The sequence below is a fragment of the Exiguobacterium sp. 9-2 genome (assembly GCF_036287235.1).
Taxonomy (GTDB): Bacteria; Bacillota; Bacilli; order Exiguobacteriales; family Exiguobacteriaceae; genus Exiguobacterium_A.
The window spans coordinates 2,573,349-2,593,513 of record NZ_CP142850.1 but is presented as its reverse complement, the minus strand read 5'-3'; the positions used below and the strand labels follow the sequence as shown (position 1 = coordinate 2,593,513).

Genomic DNA, 20,165 nt, shown 5'->3' with positions numbered 1-20,165 from the left:
TATTTCTAAAAATCCCAGTATCATGCGTCCGTTGCAGACGCATCACGATTCTTGCTAAAATGCTTGATTCAGCTGGCGCGGCCAAGGAGCCGTAACAACGAAAGAGAGGTAGGGCTTTCGTCGTTTCAGGTGTTTTGATCACCTGTAATCCTCGATTCTCATGACAACCAAAAACAACGACACGCTGATGAGGCGTTTTTTTTATGCCTTTTTTCGGGTAAAGCGGAAAGAAGGGGGTGACGACATGCCATGGAATGAGAACAACTATCCGGATTCATTCAAGAACTTTGATCCACCGCTTCGAAAAAAAGCGATTGAGATCGCGAACGCTTTGTTAGAAGAAGGGTATGAAGAGGGACGCGCTATTCCGATTGCGACATCACAAGCTGAAAAATGGTACGAAAGTCACAAAGACGAACAATAAAATGTTGTAAGCGATACCATTTCTTTCATTTACGAAGGATGGTATCTTTTTTTACGAAAAATATACACTCTTTTGAATATAATCTGATATTATAAAGAAGTGTCAGAAAATTCAATAGGGGGTCACATCATGAAATACGGCAGTACGTTTGGAAAGTGGGCATTGGCCGGAGTATTGACTGCAGGAATCCTTCCACAAGCGGGTCTTGTCGGGGCAGAAGGCGAAGGCGTCATCTTGTCTGAATACATAGAAGGAACAAGTAACAACAAGGCAATCGAGCTATACAATGGATCGGGGCAAATCATTGATTTAGCAGACTATACACTCGTTCAATACACGAACGGTGGACCATCTGAGTCCAAAATCACATTATCGGGGAAAGTAGATCCAGGTAAAACATTCGTTATCGCGAATTCAAGTGCGAATGCAGACATCAAAGCAAAAGCGCAAATGACGACGGGTTCGTTGAACTTCAACGGAAATGATCCGGTTGCATTAAAAAAGGGCGACGTTGTCCTTGATATCATCGGACCGATCGGTTCATCCGTTGATTTCGCAAAAGACACGACACTTGTTCGGAAATCAGGTGTTACATCAGGTGTTAAGACGTATGAACCATCACAGTGGACGAGCTTTCCTGTCGATACACTGACGAATCTCGGTAGCCATCAGACGGAAGCCGGCGATATTCTCGTTGCACCAACGGCTACTCCAGTCGGTGAGGTCGAGCGTGGGGATCAAGTGACACTGTCAGGTGAAGGAACGATCCATTATACAGTTGATGGTACGACACCGACTGTTGACAGTCCGGTTTACACATCACCGATTACGATCAATGACGAAGTGACGATTCAAGCGGTTGCTGTCAAGGACGGGAAAACGTCAGCTGTCTCGACATTCAAGTACTACATCGCACCACCAATCACTAAAATCAGCAGTATCCAAGGCGTCGCGCACACATCATCATACGCAGATCAACTCGTCCGGACGACGGGTGTCGTCACGTATGTCGTTGATGCGAACAACTTCTACATGCAGGATCCAAATCCGGATAACGACAGCCGGACATCAGAAGGTATTCTCGTCTACGCGAAAAACCACGGTGCTGCCGTTGGACAAAAGGTCGCGACGACAGGTTACGTCAAGGAATGGATCCTTGGCGGATACAGCGATAAATTCGATACGGATCTAGCCGTTACGGAAATCAGTACGGTCAATCTCGTAAAGGGTGCGCTCAACGAAGGGTTACCAGCGAGCATCGTCCTTGGTGATAAAGGCGTCTTGATTCCGACTCAAGTCGTCGATAACGATTCCTTCACTCAGTTTGACCCGGAAGAAGATGCGATTGATTTATACGAAAGCTTAGAAGGCATGCGTGTTGCTTTACCGAACGCGATCGTCACAGGACCACAAGCGAACCGGACGATCCCAGTTCGTACACAAACAGACGCAAACAAGGTCTACACGAAACGTGGCACACCGATTCTGACGAAGGACAACGTCAATCCGGAGCGCTTGTTCGTGGAGATGGGAAGTTCATCGTATCGTGCGAAAGCCGGAGACACATTCGATGGAACGATTGAGGGTGTCATGAGCTACAACTATTCGGCTTACAAAGTACTCGCAAAAGTAGCAGACCTTCCGAAACTCGTTACGAGCGAAGCGGAACGTCAGCCGACGAACATCGAAACGGGTGAATCACGCCTGACTGTCGCTTCATACAATGTCGAGAACTTTGCTTCGACAGCGGATGCCGGAAAAGTCGATCGTGTCTCGGAAGGCATCGCGACATTCCTGAAGACACCAGACATCGTTGGTTTGACAGAGATGCAGGATAACGACGGCGCAACAGATAGCGGCACAGTCGACGCTTCGAAATCATTTGAGACATTGATCGCAGCGATCGAAGGAAAAACAGGTGTCCGGTATGCGTATACGGACATCGCACCAGAAGATAAAAAGGACGGCGGGCAACCAGGCGGAAACATCCGTGTCGGGTTCCTCTACAATCCAGCGCGTGTATCACTCGCACCAGGAGAAAAAGGTGGAGCGACGGAAGCCGTGTCAGTTGAAAATGGTAAGCTGACGAAAAACCCGGGTCGCATTCAGCCGACGGATCCGAACTTCGCGAGTTCGCGGAAACCGCTCGTCGCGGAATTCCTCTTTAATGGTGATTCATATCATGTCATCGTCAACCACTTCAACTCAAAAGGTGGCGATGGAGCTGACTTCGGTAAAAACCAACCGGTCGTTCGTAAGAGTGAAGTCCAGCGTCATGCGATTGCGAACATCGTCCAAAACTTCGTTTCTGAATTGAAGACGGAAGTCAAAGATTCGAATGTCGTCGTTCTTGGTGACCTCAACGACTTCCAGTTTTCAGAAACGTTAGACATCCTGAAAGGGAAAAATCTCTGGAACACAGTCGATGATCTTCCAAAATCTGAGCGTTACTCGTACGTCTACAACGGAAATGCTCAAGTACTCGACCATATCTTAATTTCGAATAACTTGAAGTCGTATACATCGTCGGATATCGTCAACATCAACTCGGATTACATGGAAGCAGACGGTAGCGCGAGTGACCACGATCCAGCGATCATCTCGATTCAAGGTGCACAAACGGCAGTACCGGTCAAAGGAACGGCAGAAGTCGGTATCTGGCGTGCTGTTCAAAAAGGAAAACATATCTTCATTGAACGTAAATTGGGTCGCAACTGGGATAAAGCCAGTGAAACACACGCCGATCAACAAGGTGAATTGCTCGCACTTCGCGTGTCACAAGGGCGTCCATACATTCAAGTGAAGACAATCAAAGGCAAAACGATCTGGCTTGAATTGTCGAACAAATACAAACTAGCTGAAACAACGAAATACCAATAAAATCAAAAAAAGCGGACTTAGCGGTCCGCTTTTTTGCGTGCTGGGATAAAGAGTAAAAGAAGTGAGAGTGTACTGATCGAGAGTGTGGAAATTAAGGCAACGGGTAACAGGATGGCACGGAACATATACGTGAAGTGAATGATGATCAATAATAGAATGATAGCGAGACCAGGAATGAATTGTTTTGAGAGCAACATACCGGAACCTGGAACGAGTATTTCAAATCCAAGTCGTTGATTGAGACGAACATCTTCGTGGGCATTGGCTAAGCTAAAGGATACAGTCAAGGCGACAAGGATCATCCAGCCGGAGAATAAGTATTGTTGAATGGGTAAAAAGGCAATGGATTCATAAATGAAATACAGTAAAACCATAGGTCAGCTCCTTCATATCATTATGTTATTTAGAAATGCATTGAAAGTTTGGCTTACGAATTTTAATGATACCGAGTCAAGATTCGGAGAGCAACCAAAATTCGCTGAGAATGAAATAAAAGAATGTTCACACATTTTAAGAAAAGGGGAATATACTTTAGTCTCTGTACTAAATGTTTTCAAGAATCGTTTAAAAGAAAGCATTTCACTAAAGGAAGAGCGTTCTCATGAAATGTGTCAGGTTTGTGGACAGAAGATGTGATTTAGACAAATGAGAGCCAATGACTGTTCGGGGGAAACAATTTCTTTTAAAATAAAGGTAATGAGATTAAAGGAGGCGAAACGACGACATGAAAAAATGGTTGATCATCGGAGTAGCAGCGGTAGCCTTTTTCGGCTACGAAAACATTCCAATGGAACAGGCAGAAGCCGATTACCCGAAAAGTGGCGGCAAGCTGATTGATCGATATAGCAGTGAGTATCCCGGATATGACTGGGAAGTCAGACGGACTTCAACGGAAGAATTCGTCGCCTTAACGAAGGATGGTAAGGACTACGGAAAATATCGTTTCAAAAACGGTGTGACGACACAAGGTGCAGTATTGAATAAGGATACGGAATCCTCTTTGAAGAAAAAGGGTTGGACCGCAGTGAAATCCTATCGTAAAGGCAACACAAACTACATGCTGAATCTGGACCATGCCGCCGTTTATGAGAAGAAAGGCAACTATGTGACGTACTTTTTCGATCAACATGACGGCAATAAAGTCAAAGCGACACTTGCGATTCCGAAAGACGTCGAAGCGAAGAAAAAAGGCTTCTACGGTACGTCGTCAAATGCGCTACGGACGACGGATGAGAAATTGATGCTTCGCTTGATGAACTGGGAACGCGCTGACTATAAGTTGAATCCGTTAGCACCGTACACAGCATTGAAGCCGGTCACCCGTGGTCATAGCGAAAACATGGCGAAACATAATTTCTTCTCGCATACGGATCCACAAGGTCGTGATCCGTTCGACCGGATGAAACGCGGGGGAATCATGTTCAGCTATGCTGGCGAAAATCTCTCGATGGGGTATCCGAACGTCTTTGCCGCGCATTGGGGTCTAATGAATTCACAAGGACACCGAGAAAATATTTTGAAAAAAGAGTACAAGCAAGCTGATGTCGGTGTGGCATTCCGAGACAACGCACCGTACTTCACGATCAATTTCCGAACACCTTAAGTATGTAAAAAAGAGGATGACATTTCACGATGTCGTTCTCTTTTTCATGAGATTGTTTGTTTTATACTAAAGGCAGGAGGTGGGGCGATTGGAAATCCGTCGATTGAATCCAGAAGATGCAGTACTCTATAAAGCATTGCGATTAGAAGCATTACAGAATCATCCGGAAGCGTTCGGCTCCGATTATGAAGCGGAAAAAGATCGACCGGTCGACCAGTATGCTGCACGTTTTCAGAGCGAACAGGCAGCGACGTTCGGTGCCTTTCATAAAGCGCAACTCGTTGGGGTCGTCACCGTTGTCTGCTCCGAGCTAGACAAGATGCGACATCGAGCCAATTTATTTGCGATGTACGTCACTCCAAGCATCAGAAAACAGCAGGTCGGACAGCAATTGGTACAAGAGGCATTACGGGCATTAGAGGAACGTCCTTGGATCGAGCAGGTTCATCTCTCGGTCGTTCGGACGAATGAAGCTGCTAAAGCCTTGTATCGGTCGCTTGGCTTCGAATCGTACGCGATTGAACCGCGGGCGTTGAAAATCGATAGTACCTATCATGATGAAGAACTCATGTGGTATCGGTTCTAACACAAAACGACCGAAATTCAATGAGAGATGATCTCTTTTGAATTCCGGTCGTTTTTAAAATCAGTTTGCCCAATTTGGTTTGCTGAAACCTTTGAATGATTTTTCGATGACTGTGTTGAATGCATCGGATTCGACAGCTGTCTTCAGGTCTTTTGCGACTTGTGAGTCTGCATCTTTCGTTTGGACAGCAATGAGGTTCCGGTATTGCTCGTCCATTGTCTCAAGTGCTAACGCATCGAGTAAATCGAATTTTGCAGCAAGCGCGAAGTTTCCTGGAACTGCTGAGACATCAACGCTTTCGATGGCACGTGGCAGTTGCGCTGCTTCAAGCGGCTTGATGACGAGTTTCTTCGGATTTTTGACGATATCTTTCTCTGAGACGGTCAGTGGATCGACATCTGGCTTCAGTTCGATCCAGCCTTGTTCTGCCAAGAGGTTCAGCGCGCGTGCCTGGTTCGTTGGATCGTTCGGTGTCGCGACTTCAGCGCCTGTCTTGACGTCGTCAAGTGTCTTCGCCGTTTTACTATACAGTCCCATCGGTGCCGTCGGGACAGTGATGAGTCCTTTAAGGTCGAGCTTCTTTTCTTTAGAGAACGTCTTCAGGTAAATCGAGTGTTGGAATAAGTTAGCATCGATATTGCCACTACCGAGTGCGATGTTTGGTTGGATATAATCGCTGAATTCGACGATTTCGACTTTATAGCCTTTCTTTTCGAGTTGCGGTTGAATCGCTTGTTTGACCATGTCGCTATAAGGACCGCTTGTCGCCCCAATCTTGATCGTCTTGTCTTTTTCATCAGCGCTGCTGTCTCCACATCCTGCGAGGATTCCTGCACCGAGTAAGGCTGTCGCTAAAAAGGCATATCGTTTTTTCATGATTCAACTCTCCCTTTATATGTATGATTAGCGCTTGTCTGTTTTTCGCGCTAGTTGATTGCCGAGTGCTTGAATGCTCTGGACGATGACGATGAGGACAACGATCGTCACGATCATGATGAGATTATCGTAGCGATAGTAACCGAAACGGATCGCGAGGTCACCGACACCTCCGCCGCCGACGATACCAGCCATCGCCGAGAAGCCGATCAAACTGATCGTCGTTAATGTGATGCCCTGAATGATGCCAGGGAGTGCTTCCGGTAAGAGGACACTGACGATGATCCGTAATGGTTTCGCTCCGCACGCTTCCGCTGCTTCAATCAAACCAGGTGGAATTTCACGGAGTGATGTTTCGACGAGGCGCGCGAGAAACGGAATCGCTGCGACACTGAGGCTGACGGATGCTGCCGTCGGACCAATCGTATTATCAAGCAAGAACTTCGTTAATGGAATGAGGGCAACAAGCAAGATGATGAACGGCAAGGACCGGACGATGTTGACGACGAAGTCAAGGACACGTCGGATGGCAATGTTTTGAAAGAATAAACCGCGGTCGGTGACGAACAGGAGAATCCCGAGTGGAATCCCGACGACCAATGCGAAGGCAAGTGAAATGCCAACCATCCACGCCGTCTCACCAAGTGCCTTCAACAACTCGGGTAACATCGTTTGTATACGATCAAGCCACATCCTGAATCACCTCGAGTGTATGAAGTTCCGCCGCAAGCCAGTCGAGGGCAGGTGAGATTTGATCGGAGGATCCCGTCAAGCTGACGATTAAGACACCAAAAGCGACGTCTTGGATGTAATCGACTTTTCCGTGCAGGATGCTGACCGAGATATCGTATCGACGGATGGCTTCCGACAACGTACTTTCACCGGTCTTCTCGCCCGTGAACTGCAGGCGGATGATCTTTCCCGGTGTCGCTTGCAAGATGCGTTCCGGTAGCTCGATCTGGAGTGCCGTGTCGACGTAATGTTGTGTCACCGGATGTTTGGCTTGACTGAACAAATCGTATGTAGAGGCGACTTCGACGACTTCCCCTTGCGACATGACCGCGACACGATGGCAAATTTGTTTGACGACATCGATCTCGTGCGTGATGAGGACGATCGTCAATCCGAGTCGTTCATTCAAATCTTTCAACAAATCCAAAATCTGCAGCGTCGTGACCGGATCAAGGGCAGAGGTCGCTTCGTCACATAACAAGACGGTTGGATCATTCGCGAGTGCCCGGGCAATCCCAACGCGCTGTTTCTGTCCACCGCTCAACTGACTCGGGAAGTTCGTTTCGAATCCTTCGAGTCCGACGAGTGAGACGAGTTCACGGATCCGTTCTGGAAAATCTGCTCGTTTGACGCCAGCAGCCTTCAGTGCGAAAGCAATGTTATCTGCGACATTACGCGACTGGATCAATTGGAAATGCTGAAAGATCATTCCTGTCCGCAAACGAAGTTGACGCAAATCTGCTTTTGACATCCCGCCGAGTGAGACACCGTCGACCTTGACCGTTCCTTGTGTCGGATGCTCGAGACCGTTGATCAGACGAAGCAACGTACTCTTACCGGCACCGGATTCACCGATGATCCCAAAGATTTCTCCTTTTTGAATCGTCAAATCGACATCTCGTAATGCAAAAATTGGAGTCCGGTCTCGGACGAACCGTTTCGTAATCTGTTTGAATTCAATCATCTGCTCATCTCCTCATACAAAAAAAGTCGCTTTTTCCTAGTAGCAGAGCAACCAGAAAAAAGCGACGAAAGTGTAAGATTTCGTAACTTATCTCTCAGAATGAATCCATTCTGTAGGATGTGGCACCGTTCCTGATAGGTGGTTGCCGGACGTCGTTGGGCCTAATCCCTCGGTCGCTCTCGATAAGTAGTTATGCTGTTGGGATTTACTTTAACGGAAATGATTCCCATCTGTCAAATGTTTTTTCAGAATTATTCCGCAACAGGTGTCCGGAACAGGTTGAGCGTTCCGATTCGGTCGACGGCCTCCTCTAGTCGTTCGACGTCAGCAATTAAGCTGATCCGCACGTATCCTTCGCCGTATTCACCAAAGAATGATCCAGGGGTCACGGCGACGTGTGCTTCGTCAAGCAGATGATCCGTGAAGCTTTGGGACGTGTATCCTTCCGGCACGGGGAGCCAGACGAAGAAGGAACCGCCCGGTCGTGGTCCGCTCCAACCGATTGCATCGAGTTTCGTAAACAATGCATCGCGTCGTGTTTCATATAAGCTACTTAACTCACGGACACATGTTTGGTCACTCGTCAGGGCAACGGTCGCTGCATGTTGGATCGGTGTGAAGGCACTGACGTAGAGATGTTCCTGATACGTCTCGATGCTTGAGATGACGGACGGATTTCCGATCGCGAAAGCGATTCGGAAGCCAGACATGTTGAAGCGTTTCGAGAGTGAGAACAACTCGATTCCGACATCTTTCGCCCCTTCTGTCTGCAAGAAGCTTCGTGTGGGACCATCAAAGCTGATGCCACCGTAGGCTAAATCATGGACGACACAAATATCATGGGCATCCGCGAAGGCAACTGTCTGTTCGAAGGCTTCTGCTGTCGCTGTCGCACCTGTCGGATTACTCGGGTAATTGAGGAACAACATCCGGGCGCGCTCGACATCTGTCGTATCAAGTAAATCGTAATCCGGCAGGAAGTTATTTTTCTCAAGCAGTGGAAGCGTAATCGGATAAGCACCAGCAAGTGCTGCTCCAGACAGGTAATCCGGGTACCCCGGATCCGGGACGATGACACCTTCTCCAGGATTGACGATCGTTTGTGGTAAGGCGACGATTCCGGCTTTACTACCGAGAAGAATTGCGACCTCGGTTGCCGGATCGATCGTGACGCCGAATTCGTTCGTATAAAAGCTCGCGACGGCTTGCTTTAGAAAATCATGTCCACGAAATGGTGGATATTGAAGGTTTGTTGGCTCATCGATCGCCTGTTTCAAGGCGTCGAGAATATGTACGGGCGTCGTTTGATCGGGTGTTCCTTGACCAAGGGTGATGACATCATGTCCGGCAGCTTTCACAGCGCCGATCCGGTTCGCAAGTTCAGCGAAAACGGGAGCAGGAAGCCGATCGATGGCGATGGATGGAGCGAAATGTTTCATGGATGTGTGCCTCCTTCGTAGTATTGTCGTCAAGGATAACGAATATTCAGTCAAAAGAAAAGAACTTTTTTGAAATTCAAAAAAATCGTCCAATAAACAGGTACAGATATGTGGAGCGGGAATAGAGAGTAGGGAGAGGAGTGAGGAGATGAAGCGAGCTAGCTGGAAAGAAGCAGTCGTCTATCAAGTCTATTGGCGCAGTTTTAAGGATTCGAATGGGGACGGCATCGGTGATTTGCGAGGTGTCATCGACAAGCTAGATTACATCGCATCGCTTGGTGTCGATATCGTCTGGTTAAATCCATGTTACCGTTCTCCAGACATCGATAATGGCTATGATATTGCCGATTATTACACGATCATGGACAAGGCGGGGACGATGGGCGATCTACAAGAGTTGATCACAGCGGCTCACGCACGCGGCTTAAAGATAATTCTTGATTTGGTCGTCAATCATACGAGTGACCAGCATGACTGGTTCCGTCAGTCGCGGGACCGAATCCACGACAAGGATGATTGGTACATCTGGAAAGATGGAACGAAAGAGACTCCCCCGAACAATTGGCGGTCGTACTTTGCGCCGAGCCCTTGGACGTGGAGTGAAGAGCGCGAACAATATTATTTCCATTCTTTTGCGAAAGAACAACCCGATTTGAACTGGGAACAACCGGCTGTCCGGCAAGCGATCTACGACATGATGAACTGGTGGATCGCTCAAGGGATTGACGGTTTCCGAATGGACGTCATCAACTTGATCAAAAAACGTTCACTTGAGGATGTCGTCAATCCGTTTGATCTATCGTATCTCGGAAATCAACCAGGTGTGCACGACTTCCTTCAGGAAATGCATGCGAACGTCCTTGCCGGGAAAGACTTGTTCACGGTCGGTGAGATTCCGTTCGTCGGTCCAGAAGACGGTCTGTTATATGTCAGTGAAGAACGTGAAGAACTTCGGACACTGTTTCACTTCGAAATCGCGGACGACATGGAGACGATGGATCTTTTACGTTTCAAGGAAATTCAGAAACGATGGTATGACGTCTTGTATCCGTTAGGCGTCAATTCACAGTTTCTCAACAACCACGATCATACGCGACAAGTGACCCGCTTCGGCAGTGAACGATACCGAGTCGAGAGTGCGAAACTACTCGGTTTGATGTTGCATACATTACCTGGCATTCCATACGTGTATCAAGGAGAAGAGATTGGGATGACGGGGATTCGCTTCTCGGATCCGTCGCTCTATCAAGACGTCGCCTTTCGCAATCGATACGAAGAGCGCGTCGCTGGCGGCGAGGATCCGGAGGTCGTACTCTCGTCAATGCAGTTACTCGCACGCGATAACTCCCGCACGCCGATGCAGTGGGACGGCACGCATGCGGCAGGCTTTACGAGTGGGAAACCGTGGTTAGCGGTCAATCCGAATTACACGGACATCAACGTCGCACAAGCAGAAGCCGATCCATCATCCGTACTTGCCTTCTACCGAGCATTGATTCAGATGCGAAAGGATCATCCAATCATGGTCTATGGTACGTATCGCGACTTAGCCCTTCATGATCCGTATCTCTATATCTATGAGCGGGAACTAGAAGGAGAAGTGTGGCGGATCGTTCTCAACGTGCATGACGAACCGATGCAAACTGCCTTCGTTTTATCGCAAGATAAGTTGCTTGTGTCGAACTATCCAGATATCTCGGATGAACTACGTCCTTATGAAGCACGTGTATATCGATATACTGTTACAGGACAGAATTGAACTACTGGACGAAAAAACATCCGCGACGTGTCAGGAACGCGTCGCGGATGTTTTTTCGTGTGTTATTTGAAAGGTGACGATTTTTTCGTCTGTAAGATTTGCGTGAATCGATCGACGGCTTGGCGCATCTCGTAACTTGGTCCAAGGATGAGGGGACCATGTCCGACGGCAAGAATATCCGGAGACAGTTCCGTTAATTGGTCGGCGGAGCGAAGAGCAACGTCCGGATCCCATGTCGCAAGTGCTGGGAACGGAAATTGCCAACGGACGTCACCGGAGACAGCGAGTCCCCCTTGTGTCTGAAAGGCATCTCCGGCGATTAGCATCCGACTACCTTCATGCCAAAGAGAAATCGAACCAGGTGTATGACCTGGCGAGGCGATGACGCTGAGGCTACCGACTTGTTGACCACTTTCGAGCAATCGATCTGGACGTGTTTTGATGTTTTTAGGAATACCGCCTTTTAAAGGAGTCGTTTCGCCTTCGCGTAGCGTCTCGTCCCCACTGAGCAATGCGGCATCACGGTAACTGATGCAGACTTGAGCGAGAGGAAAGGCATTCGCAAGGAAATCGAGCGAGCCGACATGATCGGCATGTGCGTGTGTCAGGATAATCGCGCCGAGCGGTTTTTCTTGCTTTCGAATATAGTGATAAAGCGCCTTTGCGTTGATTCCGAGTCCGGCGTCAATCAATGTCAAACTGTCTGCTTCTTCAAACAGGTAGCAATTGACCGGGAAAAAGGATGGGGTCGTCTGCAATTGGTGTAAACGTTCGATGATCGTGACACGCATCGGCTTCACTCCTTCAAAAAGTAAATAGACTTCTTCTTTAGTATCGTCTGTTTTTGAATAGGCGTCTAGACGGATTATGTGTAAAAAGAGGCACCATCTATTACTAGATGATCCCTCCCTTGCTAATTATTCAAATTTCACAGCGAAGACAGCACCGGCATGTGGTGCATCATCTCCGTTGGCAGCTGTCGTAACGAGTAAGCGATCTTCGTAAAAAATCGGACATGTCGGATTCGAGACAGGGAAGTCGACATGATCCAGTTTTTCGCCCGTCGTAAGATTCCAACGTGTGATACATGATCCGGCGTAATGTGCGATCCATGCATGACCTTCAGCATCCTTCGTCATACCATCCGGGAATCCTTCTTCCTTTTCGAGATCAACGGCGACGCGTTTATTCGAAAGTGGGGCATCGGGAGCGTAGTCGAAGGCATAGACTTTTTTCGTTGGTGTATCGATATGATAGAGCGTCTTGCCATCTTCTGACCAGACGAGTCCATTGGAGTTCGTCAAGTCTTCGTGTAAAACATCGATGGAACCGTCATGACGCAGACGGAACAGCCCAGCTGTTTTACCGTCTTCTTCATTAATGCTACCAGCGACATATTGTCCGGTCGGATCGAGCTTACCATCGTTCATCCGATCAGAATCCGGTAATGACAATTGATGTTCGAGAGACAGATGTCCTTCCTTAAGATCGAACGTGCCAAAGCCATGTGCTGATGTGACACGCAATAAGTCCGGAGCGTCCGTCAAGGCAATCGATGTAATAGCGCTTGGCAACGTATATGGTTTAAGTGCTTCTGTAACAAGATCATATGAAAAGAGCAGTTGATTCGGAATATCGACGAAATAAAAGCGTTTTGTTTTTGCGTCGTAAACAGGGGATTCACCTGTCTTGCAGGTGATATCAATGAATAGGGAAACGGTCATGAGTACTCTTCCTCCTAAGCGGACGGCTCTACATGCTGTCCAAGTAATAACAATTTAGTATACCTGTTTTGATACGCAATCAAACCTAAGTCAAGGTGTACACTCGCAACGACTTTGGGAAAAGAAACGTTAAAAAAAAATAGCCTGCTTCCAAAGCAGACTATCGGTACGAACGTGACGTCAGCGGCTTTTCACCAGTAGGTTGACCGCTTCCTTCACGAGTTCTTCTGTTTGTCCATCGCCGTTTTGTTCTGCTTCCTTGACACACTCGATCAAATTCGAGCTAACGACGACGCCGATCGTCCGGTCAATCGCAGAACGGGCAGCGGAGAGCTGGGTGATGACATCGCGGCAATCTTGCCCTTCTTCCATCATCCGTAAAATACCTCGTAGCTGTCCTTCAATCCGACTAACACGGTTTTTCATCTTCCGATCATAATCCATCTTTATTCCTCCGATTCCCGTTGACCTGACGTCATGTAGTATCTTTATGCTATGCCCATTACGGTATCGCTGTCAATTCAGCAGAATTTTAAGCTATACTTTTAATAGAATGAGGGAATATGGATGTGATGAAGTTTTTTACTTAGAAAATGGATGAAATCGAAAACGATTTGGTGTCAGCTTGCGTATACTATATGATAGGGCTGACGTCAGAAGGAGGAGAAGGATGCACACTCAATCCGATGAATCGCTTTATCATCTGATGCGTAGCGGTGACGAGCAAGCTCTCGAGACATTATACGATAAGTACGAGAGGTTATTGTTTTCATTCGCCCATCGCTTTACGAATAATGACCGGTTGTCCGAAGAAGTCATACAGGAAGTATGGATGAAGATTTGGAACGGTCGTGTTGATTTTGATACACAAAAAGGAAAGTTTTCATCGTGGATTTTAACGATTACACGTAACGCGGCACTCGATTGTCTCCGTCGTGAAAAACGACAACCGACGATCGAAGTCGAAGAGCGGGATGGTGGATACGACGAGCCGGTCGAGCGGACGGTCATGCAGCGTGAAACGGCTGCTGAAGTACGCGGCGCGGTCAGTGAATTGAAGCCAGAACAGCAAGAGCTGATTGAACTCGTTTACTTCCAAGGGATGACGCAACAACAGATTTCAGAGCAGCTCGATTTACCTCTTGGAACGGTCAAGACGCGAATCAGGAGCGCGATTCAAGCATTACGAAAACGAATGGATGGGAGGGAACGAGATGGAAGAACGTTGTCATGACTTAATCGATTATTTTAATGGAACATTATCCGCAGCTGATCGCGACGCGTTCGAAGCGCATCTTTCGACGTGCGAAGAATGTCGTGAAGCGCTTTTAGAAATGGAAGAACTCATGCTTCCCATCGCTGAATCGCTTCCGGAGCGACCCGTTCCTGCAGGTATGAAAGCACGAATTCTTGGAGAAGTCCTTGGTTCAGCAGAGGCAGCGTCTCCGAAGGAAGCACCGATGACTACTCCGGTAGACATTAAACAAGGACGTCAGCAACAAACGAAGAAGAAGAGTGTGCCAATCGGTTGGTTGATGAGTATCGCCGCCGCCTTGATTCTCTCGCTTGGTGCGAATGCCTACTTCCTGTCACAGGAAGAGAGCACAGATACACCAGAGACATTAGCCATGGATGAGATCAAAGGGATGGGGAACTTTGAAAGTACCGAGTCCATTAAAGGATCAAGCATGATTTTCACGCAAAACGATAAATCGTATATGCTCGTTCAACTGAAAGATTTACCACCGCTTCAAAAAGGTCAGCTCTATCAATTGTGGACGCTCGAAGGAGAGACACCTACTGCGAACGGTGTCATCGAAAAAGATGGAGAGGCAGCAGCTGTCTTCCCGCTTAAAGGAGACGGAAAAGTTGATGCCGTCGCCATCACGGTTGAACCCGAACCGGATTTAGAAAAACCGACGGGTGAAATCGTCGCATCGGTAGCACTCTAAAAATGATGTTTAACGGATCCGTCTCGAGCGGATCCGTCTTTGTGTAAGATGTCGAGTGATTAGGTAAAAAAGTGATGGAATGATAAGAAATCAAACGAATTTCTAAATTTCACTGAAAAAAAGAGTCAGAGCAGACGATAGTTAGGAGAATGACATTTCATAAGGAGAGACCTCATACAATGAATGAATGGATCATCTTAACGAAACACTACGAAGTGACATTGGTCGTGTTATCGGTGCTCGTTGCCATCCTCGGCTCATATGGTTCACTGGAGTTAAATCGTCGTCTAGCGAAAGCGACTTCCTTAAAGAAGCGTGCCTTGTTCCTCTCGTCGTTGACGATGGGGTTATCGATCTGGGGAATGCATTTCGTCGGGATGGGAGCATTCGCTCTGTCCGTCACGGTTCGCTATGATTGGTTTTTAATGTTCTTATCCGTCATTCCCGCTATTTTGGCTGCTTTCATTGCCTTTCATTTGTTGTACTCGTCGACGATTACGCGAAAGAAGGTCATTTTAGCAGGATCCCTGATGGGGAGCGGAATCGCTACGATGCATTACCTTGGCATGATGGCGATGGAGTTCGGTGGAGCCGTTCGGTATGAGAAGAGTTTATTTTTTTTATCCGTCCTGATTGCAGTCACTGTCGCCTATATCGCCTTGCTACTGCTTCATCGCTTGAGACATGTCGATAAGAAACGGATCTTGATTCCCATCGCAGTCGTGATGGGGTTTGCCATCTCTTCGATGCATTATGTCGGAATGCTCGGCACATCGTTCTGTATTCCAGCCTCAGATGCCGGACTTATCGGTGATGCTCCAATCACGTCGAACATCTTGAATGAAGTCGCGATACCGGTCTTCTTGATTCTCGTGTTGATTGCAGGTCTCTACATTCACCTCGAACGTCGTGCACTGCAGATGATGGCGTATACCGATCATCTGACGGGATTACACAACCGACGATGGCTCGATCATCACATGACAAAAGTCGATGCCCAGTATGGTCGTGCTAAGCAGGAGATGGCGATGGCGTTACTTGATCTTGATGGATACAAATGGGTCAATGACACATTCGGATTCGATAAGGGAGATGCGGTCATCCGCCAATTCGCAGAACGGATGTTACAGACGTTGAAGGAAGATGAAGCGTGTATTCGTTATAACGGGACGCAGTTCTTCCTCATCAAACGTGTCTCACAAGAAGACATGACAGATGTCTTCGAACAAATTTTAGACGATGTACGTCTTCCGATTGATCTCGAAGATCAACCGGTTCATTTGACAGCAACGATGGGCGTGATCCTCCCGAATGCGAAGGAATCACTTGAGATGCGAATCGGTCAGATGGAGAGTGCGCTTCGGGCTGGCAAAAATGAGGGGCGTGATCGCTTCATCGTGTATGATGACTCACTACACTCGGATCGTAGAGAGCAATTGATTGTCGGATCCTTACGCCGGGCGATGACGGATTTCAAGGAGTTCGCCCTCGTCTATCAACCGAAGATCGCCCTTGCGACGGGAAAAGTTGATCAAGCGGAAGTCTTGATCCGCTGGAATCATCCGAAGTTTGGTTTCATCTCACCGGCGGAGTTCATCCCGCTTGCAGAAAAATACAGTTTGATTCACCGTTTAACTGAGTGGGTACTCAAAGAGACCGTCGCCCAGATGGAGATTTGGAAGAAGGAAGATTATTTCATTCGCCAAGTCTCGGTGAACTTATCGGCGATGCATTTCCGGTCCGAGTCACACAACTTAATGATTAAGGAAATCGTCCACCATTCATTGAAGAATGGGAGCGAACTACAGCTACAGCTTGAAATCACGGAAACATCCGTCATGGAGAACCTCGACCGGGCAATGATGATGCTCGGTGAACTGAAACAACTCAGTCTGACGATCGCACTTGATGATTTCGGAACGGGTCTATCATCATTGACACACCTGAAGCATCTCCCGATTGATATCCTGAAGATCGATAAATCGTTCATCGATGAAGTCCCGCATGACGAACGCGGAACGGCAATCACGGAAATGATCATCCAGCTTGCGAAGAGTCTCGGGATCGAAGTCGTCGCGGAAGGCGTCGAGACACTCGAACAGCATCTTTTCCTGAAACGTCTCGGTTGTGATTATGGACAAGGTTATTATTACAGTAAGCCGATGCATGTGAAGGATCTGAATCAGCGGACGATTGAAGAGACCGTTCTAAATGTCGGATAAAGCAATCCAAACACGACTTTCGTTCGTATACTAGATAAGCATGCTAGGATGATGCATGCGACGTCTGGGGGGACGCAAAGCGCTGGATTTTCTCACCAGCTTGTGCACGACGCAGACAGACATCTAGTACATTCAATCATACTCAGACCATCCAAGCTTTTAACGTAGCACCTGTCTGTTCGAACACAAACAAAGGCAACTTCCATCGCGGAAGTTGCCTTTTTCGTCTGTGCTTATGAACGAACTGTCAGGACACAGCCTGTTTGATCCGTAACGAGCACGTTCGTATTGAAGTATTGTCCATCGCTTTTAAGGATTAACGCTTTTTTCTCCGCGTTGTAATCGAGCGTCATGTCTTGATCGAGGAAATGACTCGACCATCGTTTGACAAGAACGGGTCCGACATTCGAGTCGATCGTCATGTCTTCCGGTGTCGCTTCATCGACGAGACGAATACTGAAAATACCAGAGTTTCCGCAACCGCAACCTTCTGTATCGTAGTAGAGGTGTAGTTGACCGGATACTTCACCGCGTAATTGATTGATTCGTTCCTGAGCAGATGGTGTAAATGTGATGTTCATGGTCATTCACTCCTTTTCTCTAGTATACGCCGTTCGAATGAGAAAGGAACGTCACTTGCTCACGATGACTCGACGGCGCATCCGTACAAGAAGGAAGATATACCCCGCTAACAATAAGACGACGCTACCGAGAACCGCCGTATCGACGAGACCGTTATCCGACTCGAAATTGATTGCGATGTACGCCCAGACGAAGACGAGCGGATAAATCGGATCGCGGTTTGCGAACATGAAGAGAAGGGCGACGATGACACCGACGACCAGCATAATCATCGTCCAACCGGCATCTCCGATTCCAAGCCACGACGTCACGCCCTCTGCGTTGATCGTTAGGAAGATGTCGGCGATCGTTGCGACCGATACCCAGCCGAGATAAAGCGAGAAAGGTAGCTTGAAGCGTAAGCCTTTCGTCTCGCGGTCGATTTTCGAGTAGATGACGATCAATGACAGCAAGAGACCAACGATGACGACGACAGAGACGACGAACAATTCGAAGGTGAATGAGACAATCCAGCCAGCATTGAATAAACAGCTGATCAGGAACCATGGTCCGATTTTTTTCGCCAGTTCATGTTCCTTGAATTTTGGGATCGTTTGGAGAATCAACCAAATGAGTAAAATCGTATAGATCAATCCCCAAATCGAGAACGCATAACCAGCCGGTTTGAATAACGTAAAGATGGAGTCAGAAATCCGTCCTGTCTTTCCACCATCGAGGGCGTTCACAGCAATCGTAAAGATGAAGCCGACCCAGTTAAGCCAAATCCATTTATTTTTCAAACAAAAAACCTCCTTTATTCTCTAAAGAAGGTTTACCCAAAAATCATTTTCATTAGTCATCATGGTCGACGCGTCGGGTTCAAAAAGGACATGCCGATGGCAGGGTTTCCGGTATGTGAACCGAGAACCGGCGTTAAATCATCGATTCGGACCCGGACGTCGAACTGTGCTTCGAGTCGATTTTTCCAATCGAGCGCCAGTTCATACGCTGTCGCGTGGAACAACGAGATGTCCGTCACTTGACCGCGCTCGAGAATCAAAACAAGGTGATCAAAAATCTTCGAATGGGCTTTCTTGAACGTCCGAACGGTTTGGTATGGAACGATCTTTCCTTCTTCGAAGTGGAACAACGGACGCAGTTGCAACAAGTTACCGACGAATGCCTTCGTCGAGGAGATCCGTCCACCGGCTTGCAATTGATCGAGGTTCGCGACAGTGAATTCGATATGGTGGTCGAAACGACGCTCCAGAATGATCTGTTCGACGGATTCAATCGAATGTCCCGCTTCGACGAGCTCGATTGCCTCTGCTAAGAGCTGACCAGCCGGATAAATCCCACAACGAGAATCAATCGCGATCAAGCGGAAGCCGGCAATTTCTGCGCCTTGGACGGACGCGTTATACGTTCCGCTCAGTTCACTCGACAGGTGGATAGCAAAACCGATGTCATAATCTTCTTTTAGTCGTTCGTAGTGTTCGGTAAAACTACCGATGGAAGGTTGACTCGTCGTCACTTTATGTTTTGCATCAATCCAGCTATAGACGGTTTCCGCATTTACATCGGCCCCATCGATGAAACTTTCGCCATCCTTCATGACGAGTAAAGGGACAACCGAGAGATCGTCGCGCTTTGCAATCGTATCCGGTAAAATCGTCGTACTATCAGTGATCCAAGCAATCCGCATTACAAGTTCCTCCTCAAATTAGTACCTGATAATAATTGTAGGTGTAAGCGTTCTCGCTGTCAAATGAACATTAAAAAATATCAAACGTTTTAGTTGATTAAATAATGAAATACGCTATAATCGGTACGTGATTAGTAAACTTTTAGTCATCTTATACTAAACTAAGCCGATGAGAGGAGGACGTCGATTGTACTCAATCGGACAAAAAATCAAGAACCTCCGTCTTCAAAAGGGATTGACGCAAGAGGAACTCGGGGAAAGAACAGACCTGAGTAAAGGGTACATCTCGCAACTCGAACGGGAAATCAGTTCCCCATCGATCGAGACACTGTTTCATCTCCTTGAAGTCCTTGGCATCTCACCGAAGGATTTCTTTGATGAGGACGCACTTAATCAAAAAGTCGTCTATGGAGAAGAAGATGTCACAACATATGCGGACGAAGAACAAGGGTATCATGTCACATGGCTCATCCCGGAATCAAATGAAAAAGAGATGGAACCGGTCCTGCTGACACTTGCGCCAGGGGGAGCCTTCAAGACGTATGAACCGTCGGGGGCGGAGACATTTGTCTATGTGCTCGCGGGGAACGTCACGTTGACGCTCGGACGTCAGTCTTTTTTAGCGAAGCAAGGGGAGACACTTTACTATAAGGCTTCAGAAATTCATCAATTACGCAATGAGTCAATGCAAGAGACAAAGGTCCTCGTGACCGCAACCGACTCATACCTATAAAGGAG

Annotated in this window: 20 protein-coding genes and 1 riboswitch; of the genes, 9 read left to right on the top strand and 11 right to left on the bottom strand. The window is 47.6% G+C overall.

Going from position 1 to position 20,165, the window contains the following annotated elements:
• Window positions 1-244: 244 nt before the first annotated feature.
• Both VJ374_RS13575 and VJ374_RS13570 read left to right on the top strand, forming a co-directional pair.
• Window positions 245-424 carry a DUF2188 domain-containing protein gene (locus VJ374_RS13575; RefSeq protein WP_035410333.1) on the top strand — a complete coding sequence of 60 codons (180 nt, stop codon included), beginning with the start codon at window positions 245-247 and terminating at the stop codon, window positions 422-424.
• A 129-nt stretch (window positions 425-553) separates the two neighbouring features.
• Entirely contained in the window at window positions 554-3,304 is a 2,751-nt protein-coding gene (locus VJ374_RS13570) for an FN3 associated domain-containing protein (RefSeq protein WP_329469162.1), read from the top strand.
• A gap of 17 nt (window positions 3,305-3,321) precedes the next feature.
• Here the strand turns inward: VJ374_RS13570 and VJ374_RS13565 are convergent, their stop codons facing one another.
• Window positions 3,322-3,678: a hypothetical protein gene (locus tag VJ374_RS13565; RefSeq protein ID WP_329469161.1), complete on the bottom strand. Its 357-nt coding sequence runs from the start codon at window positions 3,676-3,678 to the stop codon at window positions 3,322-3,324.
• A gap of 350 nt (window positions 3,679-4,028) precedes the next feature.
• Between VJ374_RS13565 and VJ374_RS13560 the strand changes: the two genes are divergently transcribed.
• Window positions 4,029-4,907 carry a CAP domain-containing protein gene (locus VJ374_RS13560; RefSeq protein ID WP_329469159.1) on the top strand — a complete coding sequence of 293 codons (879 nt, stop codon included), beginning with the start codon at window positions 4,029-4,031 and terminating at the stop codon, window positions 4,905-4,907.
• A gap of 88 nt (window positions 4,908-4,995) precedes the next feature.
• Window positions 4,996-5,493: a GNAT family N-acetyltransferase gene (locus VJ374_RS13555; RefSeq protein ID WP_329469158.1), complete on the top strand. Its 498-nt coding sequence runs from the start codon at window positions 4,996-4,998 to the stop codon at window positions 5,491-5,493.
• Window positions 5,494-5,553: 60 nt separating this feature from the next.
• Here the strand turns inward: VJ374_RS13555 and VJ374_RS13550 are convergent, their stop codons facing one another.
• The 4 genes from VJ374_RS13550 to VJ374_RS13535 all read right to left on the bottom strand — a co-directional run bounded on the left by VJ374_RS13550 (window position 5,554) and on the right by VJ374_RS13535 (window position 9,504).
• Window positions 5,554-6,369, bottom strand: a complete 816-nt coding sequence (locus tag VJ374_RS13550) for a MetQ/NlpA family ABC transporter substrate-binding protein (RefSeq protein WP_056063203.1) — start codon at window positions 6,367-6,369, stop codon at window positions 5,554-5,556.
• Between the two features lie 27 nt (window positions 6,370-6,396).
• Entirely contained in the window at window positions 6,397-7,062 is a 666-nt protein-coding gene (locus tag VJ374_RS13545) for a methionine ABC transporter permease (RefSeq protein WP_056063199.1), read from the bottom strand.
• On the bottom strand, window positions 7,052-8,065 hold the full coding sequence (locus VJ374_RS13540) for a methionine ABC transporter ATP-binding protein (protein WP_329469154.1): 1,014 nt from the start codon (window positions 8,063-8,065) through the stop codon (window positions 7,052-7,054). The genes VJ374_RS13545 and VJ374_RS13540 overlap by 11 nt, the downstream gene beginning before the upstream one ends.
• Window positions 8,066-8,149: 84 nt before the next feature.
• A riboswitch (SAM riboswitch) is annotated at window positions 8,150-8,254 on the bottom strand.
• A gap of 62 nt (window positions 8,255-8,316) precedes the next feature.
• A complete protein-coding gene (locus tag VJ374_RS13535) occupies window positions 8,317-9,504 on the bottom strand; it encodes an aminotransferase class I/II-fold pyridoxal phosphate-dependent enzyme (RefSeq protein ID WP_329469153.1) in 1,188 nt (395 codons plus the stop codon).
• A 148-nt stretch (window positions 9,505-9,652) separates the two neighbouring features.
• Here VJ374_RS13535 and VJ374_RS13530 point away from each other — a divergent pair, with 148 nt between their 5' ends.
• Window positions 9,653-11,263, top strand: coding sequence for an alpha-glucosidase (locus VJ374_RS13530; RefSeq protein WP_329469152.1), 1,611 nt, complete (start codon window positions 9,653-9,655; stop codon window positions 11,261-11,263).
• A gap of 62 nt (window positions 11,264-11,325) precedes the next feature.
• On the opposite strand, the gene VJ374_RS13525 is transcribed toward VJ374_RS13530, so the two are convergent.
• The 3 genes from VJ374_RS13525 to VJ374_RS13515 form a co-directional block, all read right to left on the bottom strand.
• Window positions 11,326-12,054 (bottom strand): MBL fold metallo-hydrolase, encoded by a 729-nt coding sequence (locus tag VJ374_RS13525; protein ID WP_329469150.1) that lies wholly within the window; start codon window positions 12,052-12,054, stop codon window positions 11,326-11,328.
• Window positions 12,055-12,180: 126 nt separating this feature from the next.
• Complete coding sequence (locus VJ374_RS13520) at window positions 12,181-12,987, bottom strand: SMP-30/gluconolactonase/LRE family protein (RefSeq protein ID WP_329469146.1); 807 nt, start codon at window positions 12,985-12,987, stop codon at window positions 12,181-12,183.
• Between the two features lie 180 nt (window positions 12,988-13,167).
• Entirely contained in the window at window positions 13,168-13,431 is a 264-nt protein-coding gene (locus VJ374_RS13515) for a metal-sensitive transcriptional regulator (RefSeq protein ID WP_035410294.1), read from the bottom strand.
• Between the two features lie 226 nt (window positions 13,432-13,657).
• Here VJ374_RS13515 and VJ374_RS13510 point away from each other — a divergent pair, with 226 nt between their 5' ends.
• The 3 genes from VJ374_RS13510 to VJ374_RS13500 all read left to right on the top strand — a co-directional run bounded on the left by VJ374_RS13510 (window position 13,658) and on the right by VJ374_RS13500 (window position 17,161).
• Window positions 13,658-14,221: an RNA polymerase sigma factor gene (locus VJ374_RS13510; RefSeq protein ID WP_029342596.1), complete on the top strand. Its 564-nt coding sequence runs from the start codon at window positions 13,658-13,660 to the stop codon at window positions 14,219-14,221.
• Window positions 14,202-14,939 carry an anti-sigma factor gene (locus VJ374_RS13505; protein ID WP_329469142.1) on the top strand — a complete coding sequence of 246 codons (738 nt, stop codon included), beginning with the start codon at window positions 14,202-14,204 and terminating at the stop codon, window positions 14,937-14,939. The genes VJ374_RS13510 and VJ374_RS13505 overlap by 20 nt, the downstream gene beginning before the upstream one ends.
• 179 nt (window positions 14,940-15,118) lie before the next feature.
• Complete coding sequence (locus VJ374_RS13500; RefSeq protein ID WP_329469140.1) at window positions 15,119-17,161, top strand: bifunctional diguanylate cyclase/phosphodiesterase; 2,043 nt, start codon at window positions 15,119-15,121, stop codon at window positions 17,159-17,161.
• A 233-nt stretch (window positions 17,162-17,394) separates the two neighbouring features.
• Here VJ374_RS13500 and VJ374_RS13495 read toward each other — a convergent pair whose 3' ends face one another.
• Genes VJ374_RS13495 through VJ374_RS13485 form a run of 3 tightly spaced genes read right to left on the bottom strand, consistent with a single transcriptional unit; the run spans window position 17,395 to window position 19,427 of the window.
• Window positions 17,395-17,742, bottom strand: a complete 348-nt coding sequence (locus VJ374_RS13495) for an iron-sulfur cluster biosynthesis family protein (RefSeq protein WP_035410282.1) — start codon at window positions 17,740-17,742, stop codon at window positions 17,395-17,397.
• Between the two features lie 51 nt (window positions 17,743-17,793).
• On the bottom strand, window positions 17,794-18,522 hold the full coding sequence (locus tag VJ374_RS13490; protein ID WP_329469137.1) for a tryptophan-rich sensory protein: 729 nt from the start codon (window positions 18,520-18,522) through the stop codon (window positions 17,794-17,796).
• Between the two features lie 59 nt (window positions 18,523-18,581).
• Window positions 18,582-19,427: a DegV family protein gene (locus VJ374_RS13485; RefSeq protein WP_329469135.1), complete on the bottom strand. Its 846-nt coding sequence runs from the start codon at window positions 19,425-19,427 to the stop codon at window positions 18,582-18,584.
• A gap of 187 nt (window positions 19,428-19,614) precedes the next feature.
• Between VJ374_RS13485 and VJ374_RS13480 the strand changes: the two genes are divergently transcribed.
• The gene (locus VJ374_RS13480; protein ID WP_081780412.1) at window positions 19,615-20,160 is read left to right on the top strand and encodes a helix-turn-helix domain-containing protein; all 546 of its coding nucleotides are present in this window, start codon (window positions 19,615-19,617) and stop codon (window positions 20,158-20,160) included.
• The last annotated feature ends 5 nt before the right edge of the window (window positions 20,161-20,165 follow it).